The sequence below is a fragment of the Shimia litoralis genome, from assembly GCF_005518135.1.
Lineage (GTDB): Bacteria > Pseudomonadota > Alphaproteobacteria > Rhodobacterales > Rhodobacteraceae > Shimia_E > Shimia_E litoralis.
In genome coordinates, this window is sequence record NZ_SULI01000003.1 from 171,228 (window position 1) to 188,397 (window position 17,170).

The following is a 17,170-nucleotide window of genomic DNA, read 5'->3' on the forward strand; positions in this document are numbered from 1 at the left end:
ACATCATGGCATGGGACCGCAATCAAATGGCCGCACGCGCCGCGCAGGAACTGCAGGACGGTTGGTACGTGAATCTTGGCATCGGTATTCCGACACTGGTGTCCAACTATATTCCTGAAGGTGTCGAAGTGACTCTTCAATCTGAAAACGGCATGCTTGGCATGGGCCCGTTTCCGATCGAGGGCGACGAAGACGCTGACCTGATCAATGCAGGCAAGCAAACCATCACCGAGCTGCCGCAAACTGCCTATTTCGATAGTGCACAATCGTTTGCCATGATCCGTGGCGGCAAGATCGCGATGGCGATTTTGGGCGCGATGGAAGTGGCCGAGAACGGCGACTTGGCGAACTGGATGATCCCCGGCAAACTGGTCAAAGGCATGGGCGGCGCGATGGACCTTGTCGCAGGCGTTGGCCGCGTGGTGGTTGTGATGGATCACACCAACAAACACGGCGACTCAAAAGTGCTTCCGGCGTGTACGCTTCCGTTGACCGGTAAATCGGTGGTGGATCGTATCATTACGAACCTAGGTGTGCTCGACGTTGTCGAAGGTGGTTTGAAAATCGTCGAATGCGCTGATGGTGTATCCGAGGAAGAGCTGCGCGCAGCAACCTTGGCCACGATTGTCGACTAAGACATTTGGTTAAAACCTTATTACCCCAGCGCCTGTCCGGCGTTGGGGTTTTTCGTGCGTGAGCACCTAGAGCAAATCTCTCAGCTTGGTCTTGAGCACTTTTCCATAGTTGTTTTTGGGAAGCTCTGGCAACACCACATAGGTCTTGGGGCGCTTGAAGCGCGCAATATGATCCAGACAATGTGCATCCAGTTCCTTTGTGTCCAAAGCACCTGACACCACGACAAAGGCCACGACATCCTCGCCCCATTCGGCATGCGGACGCCCCACAACAGAGGCTTCGACAACCGACGGGTGCAACAACAACGCCTCTTCGACCTCGCGTGGATAGATATTTGTCCCGCCCGAAATAATCAGATCTTTTGAGCGGTCCTTAAGCGTCAAATATCCCTCTGGGCTGATCGATCCCATATCGCCCGTCCTCAACCAGCCATTTACAATGGCCTTTTTCGTCGCTTCAGGGTCACGCCAATACCCGGGCATCACCGCATCCCCGCGTACCATGATTTCGCCAATCTGCCCCTCGGGCAGGCCCTGGCCTGTCTCATCCCCCACGGCCAACTCAACGACACTTTGCGCGCGCCCAACGGACGCAAGGCGATCCGCCCAGCCCGACGCGTCGCGATTTGCCAGATCATCCCGCGCAAGACAGGTAATGCACATTGGGCATTCGCCCTGCCCATAGATTTGCATGAATATCGCGCCAAAATGATCTTGGGCCTCGATGATATCCGCCACATACATGGGCCCACCACCATAAACAATGGACCGAAGTCCATGACCATCGTATCCGATTTCCTTGGCCACCTCGGTCAAGCGTTTGACCATTGTCGGGGCACAAAACATGTGTACGCGCATATGATGCCGCGCCAGTTCAAAAATCTCTTTCTCATCAAAGCTGCCAGTCTCTGGCATCACATGCCGTGCCCCCTTGAGAACGTGAAGAACGTTATAAAGCCCTGCCCCATGGCTCAGGGGGGCCGCATAAAGTGCTGTATCCGCTGCGGTGACCTCATCCACGTCCGCCAGATACCCCAACGCCATAGCGTGCAGCATGCGATTGGTGATCATCACTCCTTTTGGTCGCCCTGTGGTGCCCGACGTATAAAAAAGCCAGCTCAGATCATCTGGCGCGCGGTCTGCGACTTGCGCCATCGGTGTTTTCGCTAAAATTTCGGACCAACCTGCCCCTTGCACATTGCAACACCGCACATCAGTGACGTTGTCCAACGGCTCGTGCAACGAAGACGACGTGAAACACAAACTGGCTTGGGCATTTTCAAGAATCCACGCAGCTTCGCGCGCATGCAGCTTGGCGTTCATGGGCACAACAACAGCCCCCAATGCCCACGCCCCATACTGTGCGATCAAATATTCAGGCACGTTCTTCATGAACAATCCCACGCGATCACCCGCACCGATGCCTTGCTCTGCCAGCCATCCGGCAACTGCCATCGCCTGTTGAGAAAACTCTCCATACGTCGCGACACAGTCCCGCCCAACAAATAATGCGGGTTGGTCGGCCATTGAACGCGCTGTCCGCTCGAGCCACAGGGCAATATTCATTCGACAGGTCCTATGCAGTTGTTCAGATCAACCTAGGCTTGGCATCAAGGCACGAACAAGTCGTAGAAATACGTTGAGCACTTGGCCTTTTGCCCCACACGGTGCATTGTGCAGGCATGGAACTTGATGCACTGGCCTTTGATTTCGCCCCCGTGGGTCTGGTAATGCTGGAAAACCGCATTATCCGGCGCTGTAACAAAGCCTTTGGCGAGATGTTTCAGGAACAGCCCGTCAAATGTGAAGGCGTTTCTCTGGGCGAATTCTATGCGTCAGAACAAGATTTTCAAACCATCGGAGAGCGCGGCCTTGCCGCGATGCGTGAAACAGGGCGCTATAATGACGAACGCGTCATGCGCCGCCGCGACGGGACGCTGTTCTGGTGCCGTGTGCGTGGCCAATCCCTGACCCCCGACAGCCCGTTTCAGCGCGGGATCTGGTCGTTTGCGGATTTGTCAGATGATCGCCCCATTGTCGAATTGACCCAACGCGAGCGCGAAGTGGCCATTTTGACATGTCGTGGCCTCACCAGCAAAGAAGTCGGTCTGGAACTGAACCTGTCATATCGCACCGTAGAAGAATATCGCGCACGCCTGCTGCGCAAGTTTGGGGCCCGCAAACTTGCGGAACTGGTGGCCAAACTGTCTGGGATGCCGCTTTAGCCACGGATGTGCAAAACACCTTGCATTTTTCCCCTCGCAATTTGGTGCAGACGCCCCCAAATTGTCCGTGTGCACAGGCGCTTTTCACTGGCGCTTGGATGACCTATAAGGCGACCCAGGGGAAACCACCAAGACTCAACCGCGCCGAGCGAGTGCTGCAGAGGATGCAAAACAAATGAGCAAAAAAAACCACGACAACGATGTCGCTTTCATTCAGGCCCTAGCAAAGCTTCTGCGTGCAAATGATCTGACCGAACTTGAGGTCATGCGGGAATACGCATCAGACGATAGCCTGAACGTACGTGTTAGCCGCCAACAGCCTGTTGCAACCGTTGTCGCCCAGCCCGCTGTGGCACCTGTGGCCGCCGCAGCCCCTGTTGCTGCTGCCGCTGCGCCTGCTGCGGCAACCGCGTCGGATGATCCTGCCTCGCACCCCGGTGCCGTGACATCACCGATGGTCGGTACCGTCTATCTTCAGCCCGAGCCGGATGCGCCTGCATTTGTGAGCGTCGGAAATACTGTATCTGAAGGTGACACTTTGATGATTGTGGAAGCCATGAAAACCATGAACCACATTCCAGCCCCCAAGTCGGGCACCATCAAACGTGTGCTTGTCGGCGATGGCGACACCGTCGAATATGGCGCACCGCTGGTCATCATCGAGTAAGGGCCAGACATGTTTGATAAAATCCTGATCGCTAACCGCGGAGAGATCGCCCTGCGCGTGATCCGCGCGTGCCGCGAAATGGGCATCCAGTCAGTGGCGGTTCACTCCACAGCGGATGCCGACGCCATGCACGTGCGTATGGCAGACGAAGCCATCTGTATTGGCCCCCCGCCAAGCACAGAAAGCTATTTGAACGTGGCTTCTATTATTGCGGCCTGCGAAGTGACCGGAGCCCAAGCCATCCACCCCGGATATGGCTTCCTGTCGGAAAATGCCAATTTTGTTCAGATCATCCAAGATCATGACCTGACCTTTATCGGCCCGACCGCTGAACACATCCGTGTAATGGGCGACAAGATCACGGCCAAAGACACCATGAAGGCGCTTGGCGTGCCATGTGTACCCGGTTCCGATGGGGGTGTGCCGGATTTGGCCAGCGCCAAACGTATTGGCGAAGAGATCGGCTATCCCGTCATCATCAAGGCCACGGCAGGCGGCGGCGGACGCGGCATGAAAGTTGCGCAAACCGCAGCCGACATGGAAAGCGCATTCATGACGGCGCGTGCCGAGGGCAAATCGAATTTCGGCAATGACGAGGTCTATATTGAAAAATACCTGACCACACCGCGCCACATCGAGATTCAGGTTTTTGGGGATGGCAAAGGCAACGCCGTTCACCTCGGCGAGCGTGACTGCTCTTTGCAGCGTCGCCATCAAAAAGTATTCGAAGAAGCCCCCGGCCCCGCGATTTCAGCAGAAGAACGCGCCGCAATCGGCAAGACCTGTGCGGACGCAGTTGCCAAAATCGACTATATCGGTGCTGGCACGATCGAATTCTTGTATGAGAACGGCGAGTTCTATTTCATCGAAATGAACACCCGCCTGCAGGTCGAGCACCCTGTCACAGAGGCCATCTTTGGTGTCGATTTGGTGCGCGAACAAATTCGCGTGGCAGAAGGTCTGCCGATGTCCTTTACTCAGGATGATCTGACCATCAATGGGCATGCCATCGAAGTACGGATCAATGCCGAGCGCCTTCCAAATTTTGCACCCTGCCCCGGCAGAATCACGCAATATCACGCCCCCGGCGGTTTGGGCGTGCGCATGGATTCGGCGTTGTATGACGGGTATTCTATCCCGCCTTTCTACGATTCATTGATTGGTAAACTGATCGTACACGGCCGGGACCGCCCCGAGGCGCTGGCACGTTTGAACCGTGCACTTGGGGAATTGATTGTCGACGGCGTGGACACAACCGTACCGCTGTTTCATGCCTTGCTAGAGGAAGAGGCCGTGCAAGCGGGTTCCTATAATATCCACTGGCTCGAACACTGGCTTGAAACCAATTTGGCCGAGGGCTGATGCCTTTGGGCGCGCAAACTGATTTTGGGGATGTGACTCCGGAAATTCTAATGCGCGCCTATGCCATGGGGGTTTTCCCAATGGCCGAACATCGGGACGACCCAGAAATTTTCTGGGTCGATCCGCACCTACGCGGCGTGTTCCCTCTGTCTGGGTTTCATATGTCCCGCTCGCTGTCCAAATCCATCAAGCGCCCCAACTATACGATCTCTTTAAACCATGATTTTGAGGGGGTACTGGACGGTTGCGCAGATCGCAGTGACACGTGGATCAGCACAGGCATTCGCACGCTATATCTTGCGCTTCATGACAGGGCTCAGGCGCACTCTCTCGAAGTGTGGGACCCACATGGCGCCCTTATTGGGGGTGTCTATGGCGTAACACTTGGAGGTGCGTTTTTTGGCGAGAGCATGTTTTCGCGACGTAAGGATGCGTCCAAAATCGCCCTGGCTTTTTTGACACTCCACCTGAAGCAATGCGGGTTTTCATTGTTTGATACACAATTCATCACACCGCACCTCGCGTCTCTGGGCGCGATAGAAGTTCCAAGAAATGTCTATAAATCGCGTCTGAACGCAGCGCTTGATCAGTCAGCGGATATTGAAAACCGCCCGCTGCCCTCCGTTCAGGACGTCTTACAGCGCAACACCCACACATCATAACGCGCATGGTCCAAAGCATTCAGAGCGGGTGACGATGCCACCATCCATCCTTGGAACACCGGGCCCTCAGCGTCCAGCCCGTCATAAATGGTCAAATATGCATACCCTTCGCCGGTTGCGTTATCTTCGGGATGGCGACACTCACCAAGATCGACACGCAGATCGCCAAAAGTGCGGCTGTAGCCATTATCGAGATCAAAATCGACGACAATCCCATTCAACTTGTCTAAGCCACGCAGCATAGCACCACCGGCCTTGACCGCAGGGGTTGCCACCTCTGACGTCACATTCCCAAGATCTTTGTCGACGCTAAAGCGGCTGGGTTCGTCTGGCATTGTCACGATCTGGCCAGGTCCGCCATCAAGGGTTTCCACCACGATCGTCTGCTGGGCACTTGCGGCCCCGCAGAGAACCATCATGGACAGCACCAGATGCTTCACTCGCTGTCTCCGCCGGTCACGAACTTCATCAGCAATGAAATCAGGCTGACAGCGCTTTGCGTATTCATGACTTCGTCACCCGGTTCGAGATTGAACGCCGACCCTCCGGGAACAATTTCAACAAAGTTTCCACCCAACAGCCCCTCTGAGGCAATCACCACCGAGCTGTCATCAGGTAATTCAATGCCATTTAGCACCGAAAACTCGGTCTCGGCCCGGAATGTCTGCGGGTTCAGGTTGATATCGGTGACAGCCCCAATTTTCACGCCTGCCAATCGCACATCTGTACCCACGCCGACACCCTGAAGCGTCCGGAAAGACGCCGTCAAAGGATATTCTGTGGTTGAGCCAGAGAACCCGCTGACTTGCCCTGCATACACAAGAAAGCCAATGGCTACGGCAACAACCGCAGCGCCAACAGTGATTTCAGTGCGAACAGCCGACATACTTTAGTGCCTCAGAATTATTCTGGAACCCACGCTTCATAGTCGCGACGCTCCGCGGGTTGGCTACGACGAATCGAGCCGGATGGAGCATAGGCCAAAGCGGTACCGGTAAGGTTTTCCTGATGCGGCTTTTCCCAAGCTTTGTGCACAAGGGGCTTTTCCGATGGAATTTCGTCAAACGTCCGATGCAACCAGCCGTGCCAATCGGCATTCACTCGCGTTGCTTCGATTTCGCCGTTAAACATCACCCAGCGTTTGCTGTCATCACGGTTGTGATAATACACATTCCCCTGATCATCCTCTCCAACCTTGATGCCTTTACGCCAAGTAAAAAGAGATGTGTTCAGAGTTGCTCCGTTCCACCAAGTGACCGAGCGCAAAAGAGTGTTCACAATACCCATGGGTGCCTCCGCAAATTCTCTTTCCGTATGACTCATCTGACACCAAAGGTCCAGTACAGCCCGACATGAAAAAGGCGGGCAAATTGCCCGCCCCTCTATTTGGATCGAAAAACGTCCTTAGCCGGCGCTATTGACGGCTTCTTTTTCGGTCTCGCCATGGATCATCAGGGGTTCGGCATCTGATTTCACGGCATCTTCGTTCACCACAACTTCGGTGACGCTGTCCATGCCCGGCAGCTCGAACATTGTGTTAAGCAGAATATCCTCGAGGATAGACCGCAAACCACGTGCACCCGTTTTACGCTCAATCGCGCGTTTCGCGATCGCAGACAATGCATCATCGGTAAAGCTAAGCTGGGTGTCTTCGAGCTCGAACAAACGCTGGTATTGTTTGATCAGAGCATTCTTGGGTTGGGTCAGAATAGTTACCAGAGCATCTTCATCCAGATCTTCGAGCGTCGCAAGCACTGGCAAACGTCCGACAAATTCTGGAATCAGACCGAATTTCAGCAAATCTTCGGGTTCAAGATCTTGGAAAATCTCGCCAACACCACGGTCATCATTGTCACGGACATCCGCACCAAAGCCCATTGCAGATCCTTTGCCGCGTGCAGCAATGATCCGGTCAAGACCCGCAAACGCGCCGCCACAGATGAACAGGATATTCGTCGTATCCACCTGAAGGAACTCTTGCTGGGGGTGCTTACGCCCGCCCTGTGGTGGCACCGAGGCAACGGTGCCTTCCATCAACTTGAGCAACGCCTGCTGAACACCCTCGCCCGACACATCACGTGTGATCGACGGGTTCTCGGACTTGCGCGTAATTTTGTCGACTTCATCAATATAGACGATGCCACGCTGCGCGCGTTCAACATTATATTCACTGGCCTGCAACAGCTTGAGAATGATGTTTTCAACGTCTTCGCCGACATAGCCCGCTTCGGTCAATGTCGTCGCATCCGCCATCGTAAACGGTACATCAAGAATGCGCGCAAGAGTCTGTGCCAACAATGTCTTACCGCACCCTGTCGGGCCGATCAGCAAGATATTTGATTTTGCCAGTTCGATGTCGCCGGATTTCTGAGCGTGGTTCAGACGTTTATAGTGATTGTGGACCGCAACCGAGAGCACACGTTTGGCCACGGCTTGGCCGATGACGTAATCATCCAGCACATTACAAATTTCCAGAGGTGTGGGCACACCTTCCGAAGCCTTGAGGCCGGACGCCTTGGTTTCTTCACGAATGATGTCCATGCACAGTTCAACACATTCATCACAAATGAACACTGTCGGACCAGCAATCAGTTTGCGCACTTCGTGCTGGCTCTTGCCGCAGAAGCTGCAATAGAGGGTATTTTTGCTGTCACCGCCGGAGTTGCTTGCCATGTCCTACCTTTCAGGCCCTATAGCGCTTTTGGTCGTATCTTACGTCCAAGCGCCCGCGTTTCACTCAGCTTAGGCCAGCCAGAAACCGAGTACAATGTCGAAAAGGCCCCGCCGCCCGAAAGAAACAGGGCCCTCAAACTTAGCTTTCTTCGTCGTCACCTTTGGCACGGCTTTCTACGATCTCATCGATAAGACCCCAGTCCTTTGCCTCTTCTGGCGACATAAAGTTATCGCGCTCGAGCGCGGCTTCAACAGCCTTGAGTTTCTGACCGGTGTGGCGCACGTAGATTTCGTTCAAACGCGTCTTAAGCTTTTGTGTCTCTTGCGCGTGAATCATAATGTCGGTGGCCTGACCCTGATATCCACCGGACGGTTGGTGGACCATCACGCGGGAATTGGGCAGCGAAAAGCGCATGCCAGCGGCGCCAGCAGTCAACAGCAGCGAGCCCATAGAGGCCGCCTGGCCAATGACCAAGGTCGACACTTTGGGTTTGATGTATTGCATCGTATCATAGATCGACAGCCCAGAGGTCACGACACCACCCGGCGAGTTGATATACATGCTGATTTCTTTTGAGGGGTTCTCTGCCTCAAGGTGCAAAAGCTGCGCAACGATCAGGCTCGACATTCCGTCATGCACAGGTCCGTTCAGGAAGATGATGCGCTCTTTGAGCAGACGCGAGAAGATATCGTACGCGCGCTCGCCACGGCTGGTTTGCTCCACAACCATGGGCACCAGTGTATTCATATATGTGTCAATAGGGTCGTTCATATCCGCCTGCCTGTTCTCTCGCATCAGGGCCCGAATGCCCATGCCTCACCCAGAGTCTTAGTATTGCCTTTTAGGGGCTGCAAGAGCAGGGAACGATTTTAAAGTAAACGAACCGTAAACGAAGGGGCCCCTCAAGCCACCGACCTCACAGATATTCACCCGGGCTGCCGCCATTTCGGCCCAGCCCACAAAAAAAGGGCCACCCTTAGGCAGCCCCCCCGAATTCTCACTGTGTTGATCCTAGCCGAACATGTCCGACGTGATCCCCGCATACCATCCCACGGATTCTTCGAATGTGGCCTTGCGCAGATCCGCGTCTTCGCCGGTTTTGGAGATAAATCCATCCACCTTGGCAATTTTCTCGTCGGTGGCCTCGTAGGTAGCCCCGACTTTGACGCCATCATTGGTATCGATCAATGACCAGCAAGTGTTCGAGAACTTGGCCGGGAACACTTTGGACCCAGTCAAAGCCCCCCGGATCGCCATCGCGGCGACCTTGGCTTGGCTGTTGGCCGAGAACCCAGATTTGGGCATATCGCCTTGGCTACAGGCATCGCCAAGCACGTGGATGTTTTCATCCAGGCGACTTTGCATTGTATGGCCGATAACAGGTGCCCAGTTGCCTTCAGTGACGCCTGCCATCTCGCAAATGCGACCTGCCTTCATCGCAGGAATGACATTGCAAACATCAACCTTGGTGACTTCGCCATCAATGCTGACGGTCATGTCATCCGCGTTGACCTCGACATTATCGCCGCCAAAGTCTGACCCAACCCAATCAATCATGCCTTCATAATGATTGGCCCAACCTTCTTGGAACAATGCCATCTTGGAAAATTTCGGCTTAGGGTCGGCCACAATAATTTTAGCGGTCGGATTGGTTTCCTTGAGCACGTGCGCCACCATCGACACCCGTTCATACGGACCCGGGGGACAGCGATAGGGATTGGGCGGCGCCACCATCGCAAATGTTCCGCCCTGAGGCATCGCCTCGATCTGGGCCTTAAGCAACTCGGACTGTGATCCAGCCTTGTACGCATGTGGCATCTTGTTTTGCGCGCTCACATCCCACCCGGGCACTGCACCGTCCACAAAATCGATCCCCGGCGACAGAACCAAACGATCATAAGGCAGCTTTGCACCTCCGGCGAGGGTCACCATTTTCGCGTCGCGATCAATCCCGACAGCCCAGTCATGCACCACGTTCACGCCGAATTTGGCGGCCAGTGTCCCATAAGAATGGGCAATACTGGACAGCTCCCTAAATCCACCAATGTACAGATTTGAGAAAAAACAGGTGTAGTAGCTGCGGCTGGGTTCAACCAAAGTCACGTCAATCGCGCCTTTTGATCCTTTGGCAATATAGCGCGCGGCAGTTGCCCCACCTGCGCCACCACCGATGACCACCACACGGGGCTTGCCGTGACTTGCCCCCATTACCATCGGCGCAGACAATGTCGCCGCAGCTGCGGCCCCTGCCCCAATAAACGTCCTTCTATTCAATGTCATAGATCGTCCTCCCTTGATTTTATGTTCCGCTCACTCCAATTCCGCGAAATATGCCGCCAGTGCAGCAATTTCTTCATCTGACAGTCGGCCAGCCATCATTTGCATGACGGGATGCGAGCGCTGCTTGACCTTGTAAGCATGCATTGCGATCACAAATTCCTCTGTAGGCCATTGGGTGATCGACGGAATTCCATCATAATCACCGTCAACTTGGTGACAGGTCGTGCACTCGCTCGACAAATACTCGCCGTACTCGGGATCCCCCACAATTGCGAGGATCTCGGGGGATAACTCTACTTCGACTTTGCGTGCTGTTGGTGCCGCCTCGGGGATATCTTGGGGATTATCGGAAAACTGGCGCAAATAGGCCAGCAGATCATTCCGATCTTTTTCCTTTTTCATTCCCCGAAAGCTCATTTTTGTACCGGGCAAAACGTCTTTGGGATGCTCAAGAAAGCTCGAAAGCCCTTCGATATCCCAAATCATCCCGTCGGTACGCGCAGCGTTAAGGGATTTGGAGTATTTGTAATCTTGAAAATTTGCGACAGGTCGAAAGAAAATCCCGTTCAAATGCGGGCCCACCTTGTGACGTGCCCCCTTGCCGACCTGATGACAGGATTGGCAGCGTTTGAACATTTTGGCGCCGCGTTCCGGATCGCCAATTTCAACAAGATTTTCCTCGGCTTGGACGGCGCCAACAAGCGCCATCCAAAAGATCGTTGCTACGTGGACCAGACGCATCAATTAGTCCTGAAAAGATTTTAGATATTCGGTCACCGCGGCGATGTCTTTTTCCTTTTTTAAACCGGAAAAGGACATCTTGGTTCCCTTGAGGTACTTTTTGGGCTTGGTCAGGAACGCAGCAAGTTCTTCTTCGCTCCAGACTTTGCCCTCAGCGCCCAAAGCCGCCATGGGTTTAGAATATTTAAAGCCGTCAGCCATCGCGACCGTTTTGCCCACAATCCCATTCAGTGCAGGGCCAGTTTTGTTTTTGGCACCCTCACCAACCTGATGGCAGGCTTTGCATTTCTTGAAGACCTTTTCGCCCTTTTTGGCCAGCTCTTCGTCAATCACAACAGCAACGACCTCTGGTTCCGGCGCTGCTTCTTGCACTGGTGCTGCGGCCTCTTCGGCGGCAGCAGGTGCAGCAGCGGAGTCCTCACCGGATTTTTCCGGAGTCACATCAAGCACCAAGGCACGCATGGTAATTTCCACACTGTCCTTACAGTCGGTCATGCAAGGTTCTGGGTTCCAGAAGTGCTTTTCGGACACTTCACGGTCGTCCAGAATGAACCCGTCGACGTTGGGCAAAGCCACATCGGTAAAGTTTTCGTTCGACAACACGAATTCTTCGTCCACCAAGTCATTGGAATACAAAATATAGGCAACAATTGCATAGACCTCGTCGGGGCTTAGAGACTGCGCGTCGCCAAACGGCATCGAGCGGTTCACATAGTCCCAAGTTGTCGACAGATATGGCCAGTAGGACCCAACGGTTTTCAAGGGGTCATCATGATCCAATGTGCCTGCACCACCAGCCAGTTTTGGCCAATTGTCCACACCTTCGGCAAAATCGCCGTGGCAGATCGCGCAGTTGTCCGCAAAGACTTCTTCGCCAGTCAGAACATCACCTGAACCCGCAGGCAAACCCGTACCATCAGGGGCCACATCTTTGTCCCAAGCCGCAATTTCATCTGCCAAAGCAGGACGGCCCAAACCGTATTTTTCGGCCATCGCTGGCGCGGCGATCAATGTCGAGGCCAGAGCGGTCCCGGCAACTAAATTAAGAAACTTCGACATTCTCGGCCTCCCCGTTGGATTTGACCCACCAAGTCTGGATACAGTTGTTGTGATAAATTGAGTTCAGCCCACGTACGTCACGCAGTTGTGTCTTGGTCGGCTGCACGTATCCGGTGCTGTCTTTGGCACGCGACTGCAGGAACATTTCCTCGCCTTGCCAATTGTAGTCCAGATAGAAGCGGCTCAGCGCCTTGTCCTGACCCGGAGCCCCCAAACGCGCCTCTTGCCACGTTTTCCCGCCATCCACGGACACATCGACGCCCGTGATCGCACCGCGGCCTGACCATGCCAAACCAGTGATCACAAGCGGACCATGGCCATGCTTGATAGGGGCCTGCGGGCTTGGGCTTGTGACAACAGATTTTGCATCCATTTCCCACGTCCATTTGCGCGCAATCCCGTTTGCAAGCGTGTCAGTGTATTTCGACGTTTCCTCACGGCTTTCAATGGCTTGCGTGGTGACTTCGATTCGGCGAAGCCACTTAATCCACATATTGCCTTCCCATCCGGGAACAACCAGACGCACGGGGTAACCATGCTCTTTGCGCAGAGCTTCTCCGTTGGCCTTAAAGGCCACCAGAACGTCATCCATTGCTTTTTCCAAGGGAATGGAACGGCCATTTGATGACGCATCTGCGCCCTCAACATAGACCCATTTTCCTTCGGTCTGCACGCCAGCTTCTTCCAGCAACGTCCGCAGTGGAATTCCGGAGTATTCCATATTGTGGATCATGCCGTGGGTGAATTGCGCGCCATTCAACTGTGCGCCCGCCCACTCCATGCCGGTGTTCGCAGCACATTCACAGAAATATACGCGGTTTTCGCGCGGGAACCGTTCCAGATCTTCATATGTAAAGACCAGAGGTTGATCGACCAAGCCGTTGATCATCAACCGATAGTCTTCTTTCTTGAGGTCGATCGCCCCAGAGTGATGCCGCTCAAACGCGCATCCCTGCGGGGTGATCGTGCCGTCAAGCGCGTGAATCGGTGTAAAGTTGATCGACGAAATCGTATCTGCCGTCAGCCACTCCACATTGCGACGCACAACATCGGACTCATAACTGATTGGCAGACCATATGGCGTCGCGTCGACGCCCTCTCCGGTTGCCGATGCCCATTCTTGCACCTCGGTGATCAACGGGTCCCCAGCGGCGCTTGCGGCGCCGGCACTGGCGACAGTACCTCCGGCCGCGACTGCGCCCTTTAGGAACGCGCGGCGCGAGGGTGTGCCTTTGAAGCTCATTGTCATCTGGCTATGCCTCCTCTTTATCTTATTGGTCGACCGACAGAAGCCGGCCGAAATACAAATTAAATTTCAATGGGTTGTCTGGCTTAGATGCCGTCGACCTTGACGTTCTCGTGGGATTCGACTGTCACAGTACCCTTTTTGCGAATGTGATCTTCGACCACATCCCAAATCTGCGGGCCTTCTGTGCCTTCGTTCACCGAGGCCCAACCAGCCACAACATAGTTTTTGGAAGGGTCAATCGCTTCGCCCGTTTTAAGCAGGGTCATGTCGCTGATGCGGCTACCCTGTGGTTTGCTCACGTCGATCCGATAGGCCATGCCGCCGATGCGCACCATGTCGCCACCTTGTTGGTAATAGGGGTCAACATTGAACAGGTTATCCGCAACATCTTCGAGAATAACGTGAATGAACTCGCCTGTCATTTCAGAGCGATAGGCCTCGCCATAGCTCATCGAAGTGACATTCCAAATGTCTTCACGCGTGATGTCTTGACCAGGCAAGATCGACGGCCCCCAACGCACACCAGGTGACATCGAAATATCGGCTTCACGTTCTTCAATCAGCGCCTGACAGATCAAGTCATCCCAAGTGCCGTTAAAGTTCCCGCGACGATACAACAAGCTGTCGGTTTGGCCGATTACCTCAGTCAATTGGTCCAGATATGGCGCGCGTTGTTCGTCAATCAGCTTGGTAATCACAGGGTCCGGCGCGATCACATCCGAGAAAATCGGGATCAACTTGTGACGGAAGCCCATCATCTTGCCGTCACGCACATCCAGATCAACACGGCTCACAAATTTGCCGTTCGATCCAGAGGCCACAATGATGGTTTCCCCGACCAAGACTGGCTCAGGCAATGCATCATGCGTGTGACCGGACAAGATGACGTCAATACCAGGAACGCGTCCCGCCATTTTCTTATCGACGTCAAAGCCATTGTGCGACAGAACCACCACAAGATCAGCGCCCATTTCACGGACTTCGGTTACCATTTCCGCCATGTTTTCATCGCGGATACCAAAGGAGTACTCGGGGAACATCCAGCGCGGGTTGGCAATCGGCATATATGGGAAAGCCTGACCGATCACAGCGATCTTGGCACCACCACGTTCAAAGAATTTGTATGGTTTGAACAACTCCGCAGGTTCGTCCCACTCTGCGTCAAAGATGTTTTGGCCCAATGCGGCAAACGGCAGACCTTCGACGATCTCGTTCACGCGATCAGATCCCAAAGTAAATTCCCAGTGGAACGTCATGGCGTCTGGTTTCAACGCGTTCATCACGTTGACCATGTCTTGGCCTTCAGTGTGATGACAGGTGTATGACCCGTGCCACGTGTCCCCGCCATCCAAAAGGATCGCATCCGGACGATCCGCGCGAATGGCATTGATCACTGTCGATACGCGATCCAGACCACCAACGCGGCCATAAGTTTTTGCGAGCGAGGTAAAGTCATTGTACGTCAGCGCATAGTGGCTGGGCGATCCGTCTTCGATGCCATACATCTTGCGGAAATCAGCCCCCGTCACGTGTGGGACATTACCATAGGCCTCGCCCACACCCAGATTGATCTCTGGTTCGCGGAAATAGATCGGCTTGAGCTGTGCGTGAATATCGGTGACGTGGATCAAAGATACATTCCCAAATGTATCAAATTGAAGCAAGTCATCCTGTGTCAACGACTGTTGAGCCGCCAAGCGGGCCCAATTGCCGAAACCTGAACCACCAACCATTGCTGAAGCGGCCATTGAGACCTGAAGGAAATCGCGACGAGAGATCATAGACGAAGCGCCTTTTCTAAATGTGTATCACGCATACAGCTTATATTCGCATGTATGAATTTGTGTAATGTGACAAAAGCCCGCTCTGGATCATCCAGAACGGGCTTTTGAGCGTTAGTTACGAACCGAAGGTCCTTCGACGGACAGACCGTTGCCGCGCGACGCAACATAAAGTTCCAGCGCAACGAACTCGGCGGAACCGGGTTTGTATGTCTCGGCGCGTGTATCACGCACACACCCTTTGAAACGTGCATGCACTGTGTTCAGCTTTGCATTTTTCAAACGGTAGGCCGGAAAGCCGTTGATGTGACCTTGTGAAAGGTGATCAGCGCGGATCAGGTTGCCATAGTTGTCTTCGTGGCAATTGGCGCAGGACAGATCAAGTTGGCCTGTGCGTGTGTAATACAGCTCTTTGCCTTCTTCCCACATGACCTCTGCCGGGCCATCAATGGCAACATCGACTGGCATGCCGCGTGATTGAAGCGAAATCAGCGCTTCCATCGCGGCCATTTTGCCACCGGTATATTTCCATTTTTCGGCACCCATGCCGTTTTCGCGGCAATCATTGACCTGCATGGCGATTGTGCGAACTTCTTCAGCGCTGTCATTCCACTTGGGATAGACGGCGCGCACGCCCTTCATGCTGGTTTCCACGTCATCGTGGCAGCTTGCACAGGATTTGCCTTTTTCGCCGTCAACAGTGCCCCATGTGTCCATTGCCTGGTCCACAAAGATCATGCCGGGGTTGTCAAAGTCATCCAGTTGCAGCGCTTGTGTTTCGTCAGACCGAAACCGCCAGCCAGACAGGACTTCGTCCAAACTGTCTGCAAGATGTGCCGGTGCTGCCGTACGGGTTACCAAATTCAGGTCCCCATTAACGACCAGTTCCGCCTCTTCGTCAGCCATTGCTGCCGGGGCAGACAGAAGCAGTGCAGCTATTGCTGTCATTGCCTTGAATTTCATCGCATTTCCTCCCTTGGTACCGTCTTGCCCCACAACAGGGACAAGACGGACTGTGCCTTGGTCCATCGGTTGATTAACCGATAGCGACTTTCTTGCTCTCTTCGTAGACCGACCCATCATCGTCATACCAAGTGAATTTGAATTCACCGGCTTCGGGCACGGTGGCCTCGAACTGAACGTAAGGGTTGGTAGAAATCGCCGATTCAAATGTCGCGTCCATGACGGACTGACCGTTAAAGTCGCATGTGAAGCGGTTGATGATCGAACGCGGGATAAGGTTGCCCTCTTTGTCCTTACGCTGACCAGATTCCATTTTGTGCGAAATCAGTGTCTTGATGACGATAACGTCACCTGCTGCTGCTTTCTTGGGGACTTTGACGCGGGGTTTTACACCAGATGCCATATTCTTGTTCTCCTTTGCCTTAGCCGCCGCAGCCGCCGATGGTCACTTTGACGGTCGAGGATGCTTTGACAAAGCTGCCATCTGCCATTTTGGCGATCGCAACAACATCTTGCGTTCCGGCCAAACGAATACGGGTCGCAGCGGACTGTGCGCCTGCCAACGGGCCAAAGTTGAACGTGGCCACACCCGGTGTCGGGTTGCCAGTTGCCAACAACATGATCGCGCTTGCGCCTGGGGCCGATACCTCTACAGGAACGGTGTTGCCGTTCTCTGCAATTTCCGGTGCGGTCAGCTCTACGCCACCCTCGCCAATCTCTGCACCGCCAGTAAAGGCCGCAACGGCCTCATCGACCTTGCCGCCGTGCGATCCGGCAAACACCTGCATTGGCAAAGCTGCGACAGCAGCTGCGCCCAGGCCGAGTGCCAGAGTATCACGTCTCGTGAATTCCATCTCTGTCTCCTTAGTCAA

The 17,170-nt window shown here is 54.2% G+C and carries 19 protein-coding genes; 5 read left to right on the top strand and 14 right to left on the bottom strand.

Annotation, left to right across the window (positions count from 1 at the left end; all coding sequences use genetic code 11):
- The first annotated feature begins 5 nt into the window (after nucleotides 1-5).
- Nucleotides 6-635, top strand: coding sequence for a 3-oxoacid CoA-transferase subunit B (locus tag FAP39_RS04275; RefSeq protein WP_138015148.1), 630 nt, complete (start codon nucleotides 6-8; stop codon nucleotides 633-635).
- A gap of 66 nt (nucleotides 636-701) precedes the next feature.
- On the opposite strand, the gene FAP39_RS04280 is transcribed toward FAP39_RS04275, so the two are convergent.
- Nucleotides 702-2,201: a class I adenylate-forming enzyme family protein gene (locus tag FAP39_RS04280; protein ID WP_138015149.1), complete on the bottom strand. Its 1,500-nt coding sequence runs from the start codon at nucleotides 2,199-2,201 to the stop codon at nucleotides 702-704.
- 116 nt (nucleotides 2,202-2,317) lie between these two features.
- On the opposite strand from FAP39_RS04280, the gene FAP39_RS04285 reads away from it, so the two are divergent.
- From FAP39_RS04285 to aat, 4 genes are all read left to right on the top strand, one after another.
- A complete protein-coding gene (locus tag FAP39_RS04285) occupies nucleotides 2,318-2,860 on the top strand; it encodes a LuxR C-terminal-related transcriptional regulator (protein ID WP_138015150.1) in 543 nt (180 codons plus the stop codon).
- Between the two features lie 175 nt (nucleotides 2,861-3,035).
- Entirely contained in the window at nucleotides 3,036-3,527 is a 492-nt protein-coding gene (gene accB, locus FAP39_RS04290) for an acetyl-CoA carboxylase biotin carboxyl carrier protein (protein ID WP_138015151.1), read from the top strand.
- A gap of 9 nt (nucleotides 3,528-3,536) precedes the next feature.
- On the top strand, nucleotides 3,537-4,889 hold the full coding sequence (gene accC, locus FAP39_RS04295; RefSeq protein ID WP_138015152.1) for an acetyl-CoA carboxylase biotin carboxylase subunit: 1,353 nt from the start codon (nucleotides 3,537-3,539) through the stop codon (nucleotides 4,887-4,889).
- 50 nt (nucleotides 4,890-4,939) lie between these two features.
- Nucleotides 4,940-5,551, top strand: coding sequence for a leucyl/phenylalanyl-tRNA--protein transferase (gene aat / locus FAP39_RS04300; protein ID WP_246058927.1), 612 nt, complete (start codon nucleotides 4,940-4,942; stop codon nucleotides 5,549-5,551).
- On the opposite strand, the gene FAP39_RS04305 is transcribed toward aat, so the two are convergent.
- From FAP39_RS04305 to soxY, 13 genes are all read right to left on the bottom strand, one after another.
- Nucleotides 5,515-5,991: a DUF2155 domain-containing protein gene (locus FAP39_RS04305; RefSeq protein ID WP_246058928.1), complete on the bottom strand. Its 477-nt coding sequence runs from the start codon at nucleotides 5,989-5,991 to the stop codon at nucleotides 5,515-5,517. The two genes, aat and FAP39_RS04305, sit on opposite strands and share 37 nt — an antisense overlap.
- The gene (mlaD, locus tag FAP39_RS04310; protein WP_138015154.1) at nucleotides 5,988-6,437 is read right to left on the bottom strand and encodes an outer membrane lipid asymmetry maintenance protein MlaD; all 450 of its coding nucleotides are present in this window, start codon (nucleotides 6,435-6,437) and stop codon (nucleotides 5,988-5,990) included. Before mlaD ends, FAP39_RS04305 begins: the two co-directional genes overlap by 4 nt.
- Before the next feature lie 17 nt (nucleotides 6,438-6,454).
- Complete coding sequence (locus FAP39_RS04315) at nucleotides 6,455-6,838, bottom strand: NADH:ubiquinone oxidoreductase subunit NDUFA12 (protein WP_138015155.1); 384 nt, start codon at nucleotides 6,836-6,838, stop codon at nucleotides 6,455-6,457.
- Between the two features lie 117 nt (nucleotides 6,839-6,955).
- Nucleotides 6,956-8,224, bottom strand: a complete 1,269-nt coding sequence (gene clpX / locus FAP39_RS04320; protein ID WP_138015156.1) for an ATP-dependent Clp protease ATP-binding subunit ClpX — start codon at nucleotides 8,222-8,224, stop codon at nucleotides 6,956-6,958.
- A 139-nt stretch (nucleotides 8,225-8,363) separates the two neighbouring features.
- On the bottom strand, nucleotides 8,364-8,996 hold the full coding sequence (locus tag FAP39_RS04325) for an ATP-dependent Clp protease proteolytic subunit (protein ID WP_138015157.1): 633 nt from the start codon (nucleotides 8,994-8,996) through the stop codon (nucleotides 8,364-8,366).
- A 240-nt stretch (nucleotides 8,997-9,236) separates the two neighbouring features.
- The gene (locus FAP39_RS04330; protein WP_138015158.1) at nucleotides 9,237-10,505 is read right to left on the bottom strand and encodes an NAD(P)/FAD-dependent oxidoreductase; all 1,269 of its coding nucleotides are present in this window, start codon (nucleotides 10,503-10,505) and stop codon (nucleotides 9,237-9,239) included.
- A 30-nt stretch (nucleotides 10,506-10,535) separates the two neighbouring features.
- The gene (locus FAP39_RS04335) at nucleotides 10,536-11,246 is read right to left on the bottom strand and encodes a c-type cytochrome (protein WP_138015159.1); all 711 of its coding nucleotides are present in this window, start codon (nucleotides 11,244-11,246) and stop codon (nucleotides 10,536-10,538) included.
- Between the two features lie 3 nt (nucleotides 11,247-11,249).
- A complete protein-coding gene (locus FAP39_RS04340; RefSeq protein WP_138015160.1) occupies nucleotides 11,250-12,305 on the bottom strand; it encodes a c-type cytochrome in 1,056 nt (351 codons plus the stop codon).
- A complete protein-coding gene (gene soxC / locus FAP39_RS04345) occupies nucleotides 12,289-13,554 on the bottom strand; it encodes a sulfite dehydrogenase (protein ID WP_138015161.1) in 1,266 nt (421 codons plus the stop codon). The genes FAP39_RS04340 and soxC overlap by 17 nt, the downstream gene beginning before the upstream one ends.
- An 83-nt stretch (nucleotides 13,555-13,637) precedes the next feature.
- Nucleotides 13,638-15,335 (bottom strand): thiosulfohydrolase SoxB, encoded by a 1,698-nt coding sequence (gene soxB, locus FAP39_RS04350; protein ID WP_138015162.1) that lies wholly within the window; start codon nucleotides 15,333-15,335, stop codon nucleotides 13,638-13,640.
- 114 nt (nucleotides 15,336-15,449) lie between these two features.
- A complete protein-coding gene (soxA, locus tag FAP39_RS04355; protein WP_138015163.1) occupies nucleotides 15,450-16,298 on the bottom strand; it encodes a sulfur oxidation c-type cytochrome SoxA in 849 nt (282 codons plus the stop codon).
- 73 nt (nucleotides 16,299-16,371) lie between these two features.
- Nucleotides 16,372-16,701, bottom strand: coding sequence for a thiosulfate oxidation carrier complex protein SoxZ (gene soxZ / locus FAP39_RS04360; RefSeq protein WP_138015164.1), 330 nt, complete (start codon nucleotides 16,699-16,701; stop codon nucleotides 16,372-16,374).
- A 19-nt stretch (nucleotides 16,702-16,720) separates the two neighbouring features.
- A complete protein-coding gene (soxY, locus tag FAP39_RS04365) occupies nucleotides 16,721-17,152 on the bottom strand; it encodes a thiosulfate oxidation carrier protein SoxY (protein ID WP_138015165.1) in 432 nt (143 codons plus the stop codon).
- Nucleotides 17,153-17,170 lie beyond the last annotated feature (18 nt).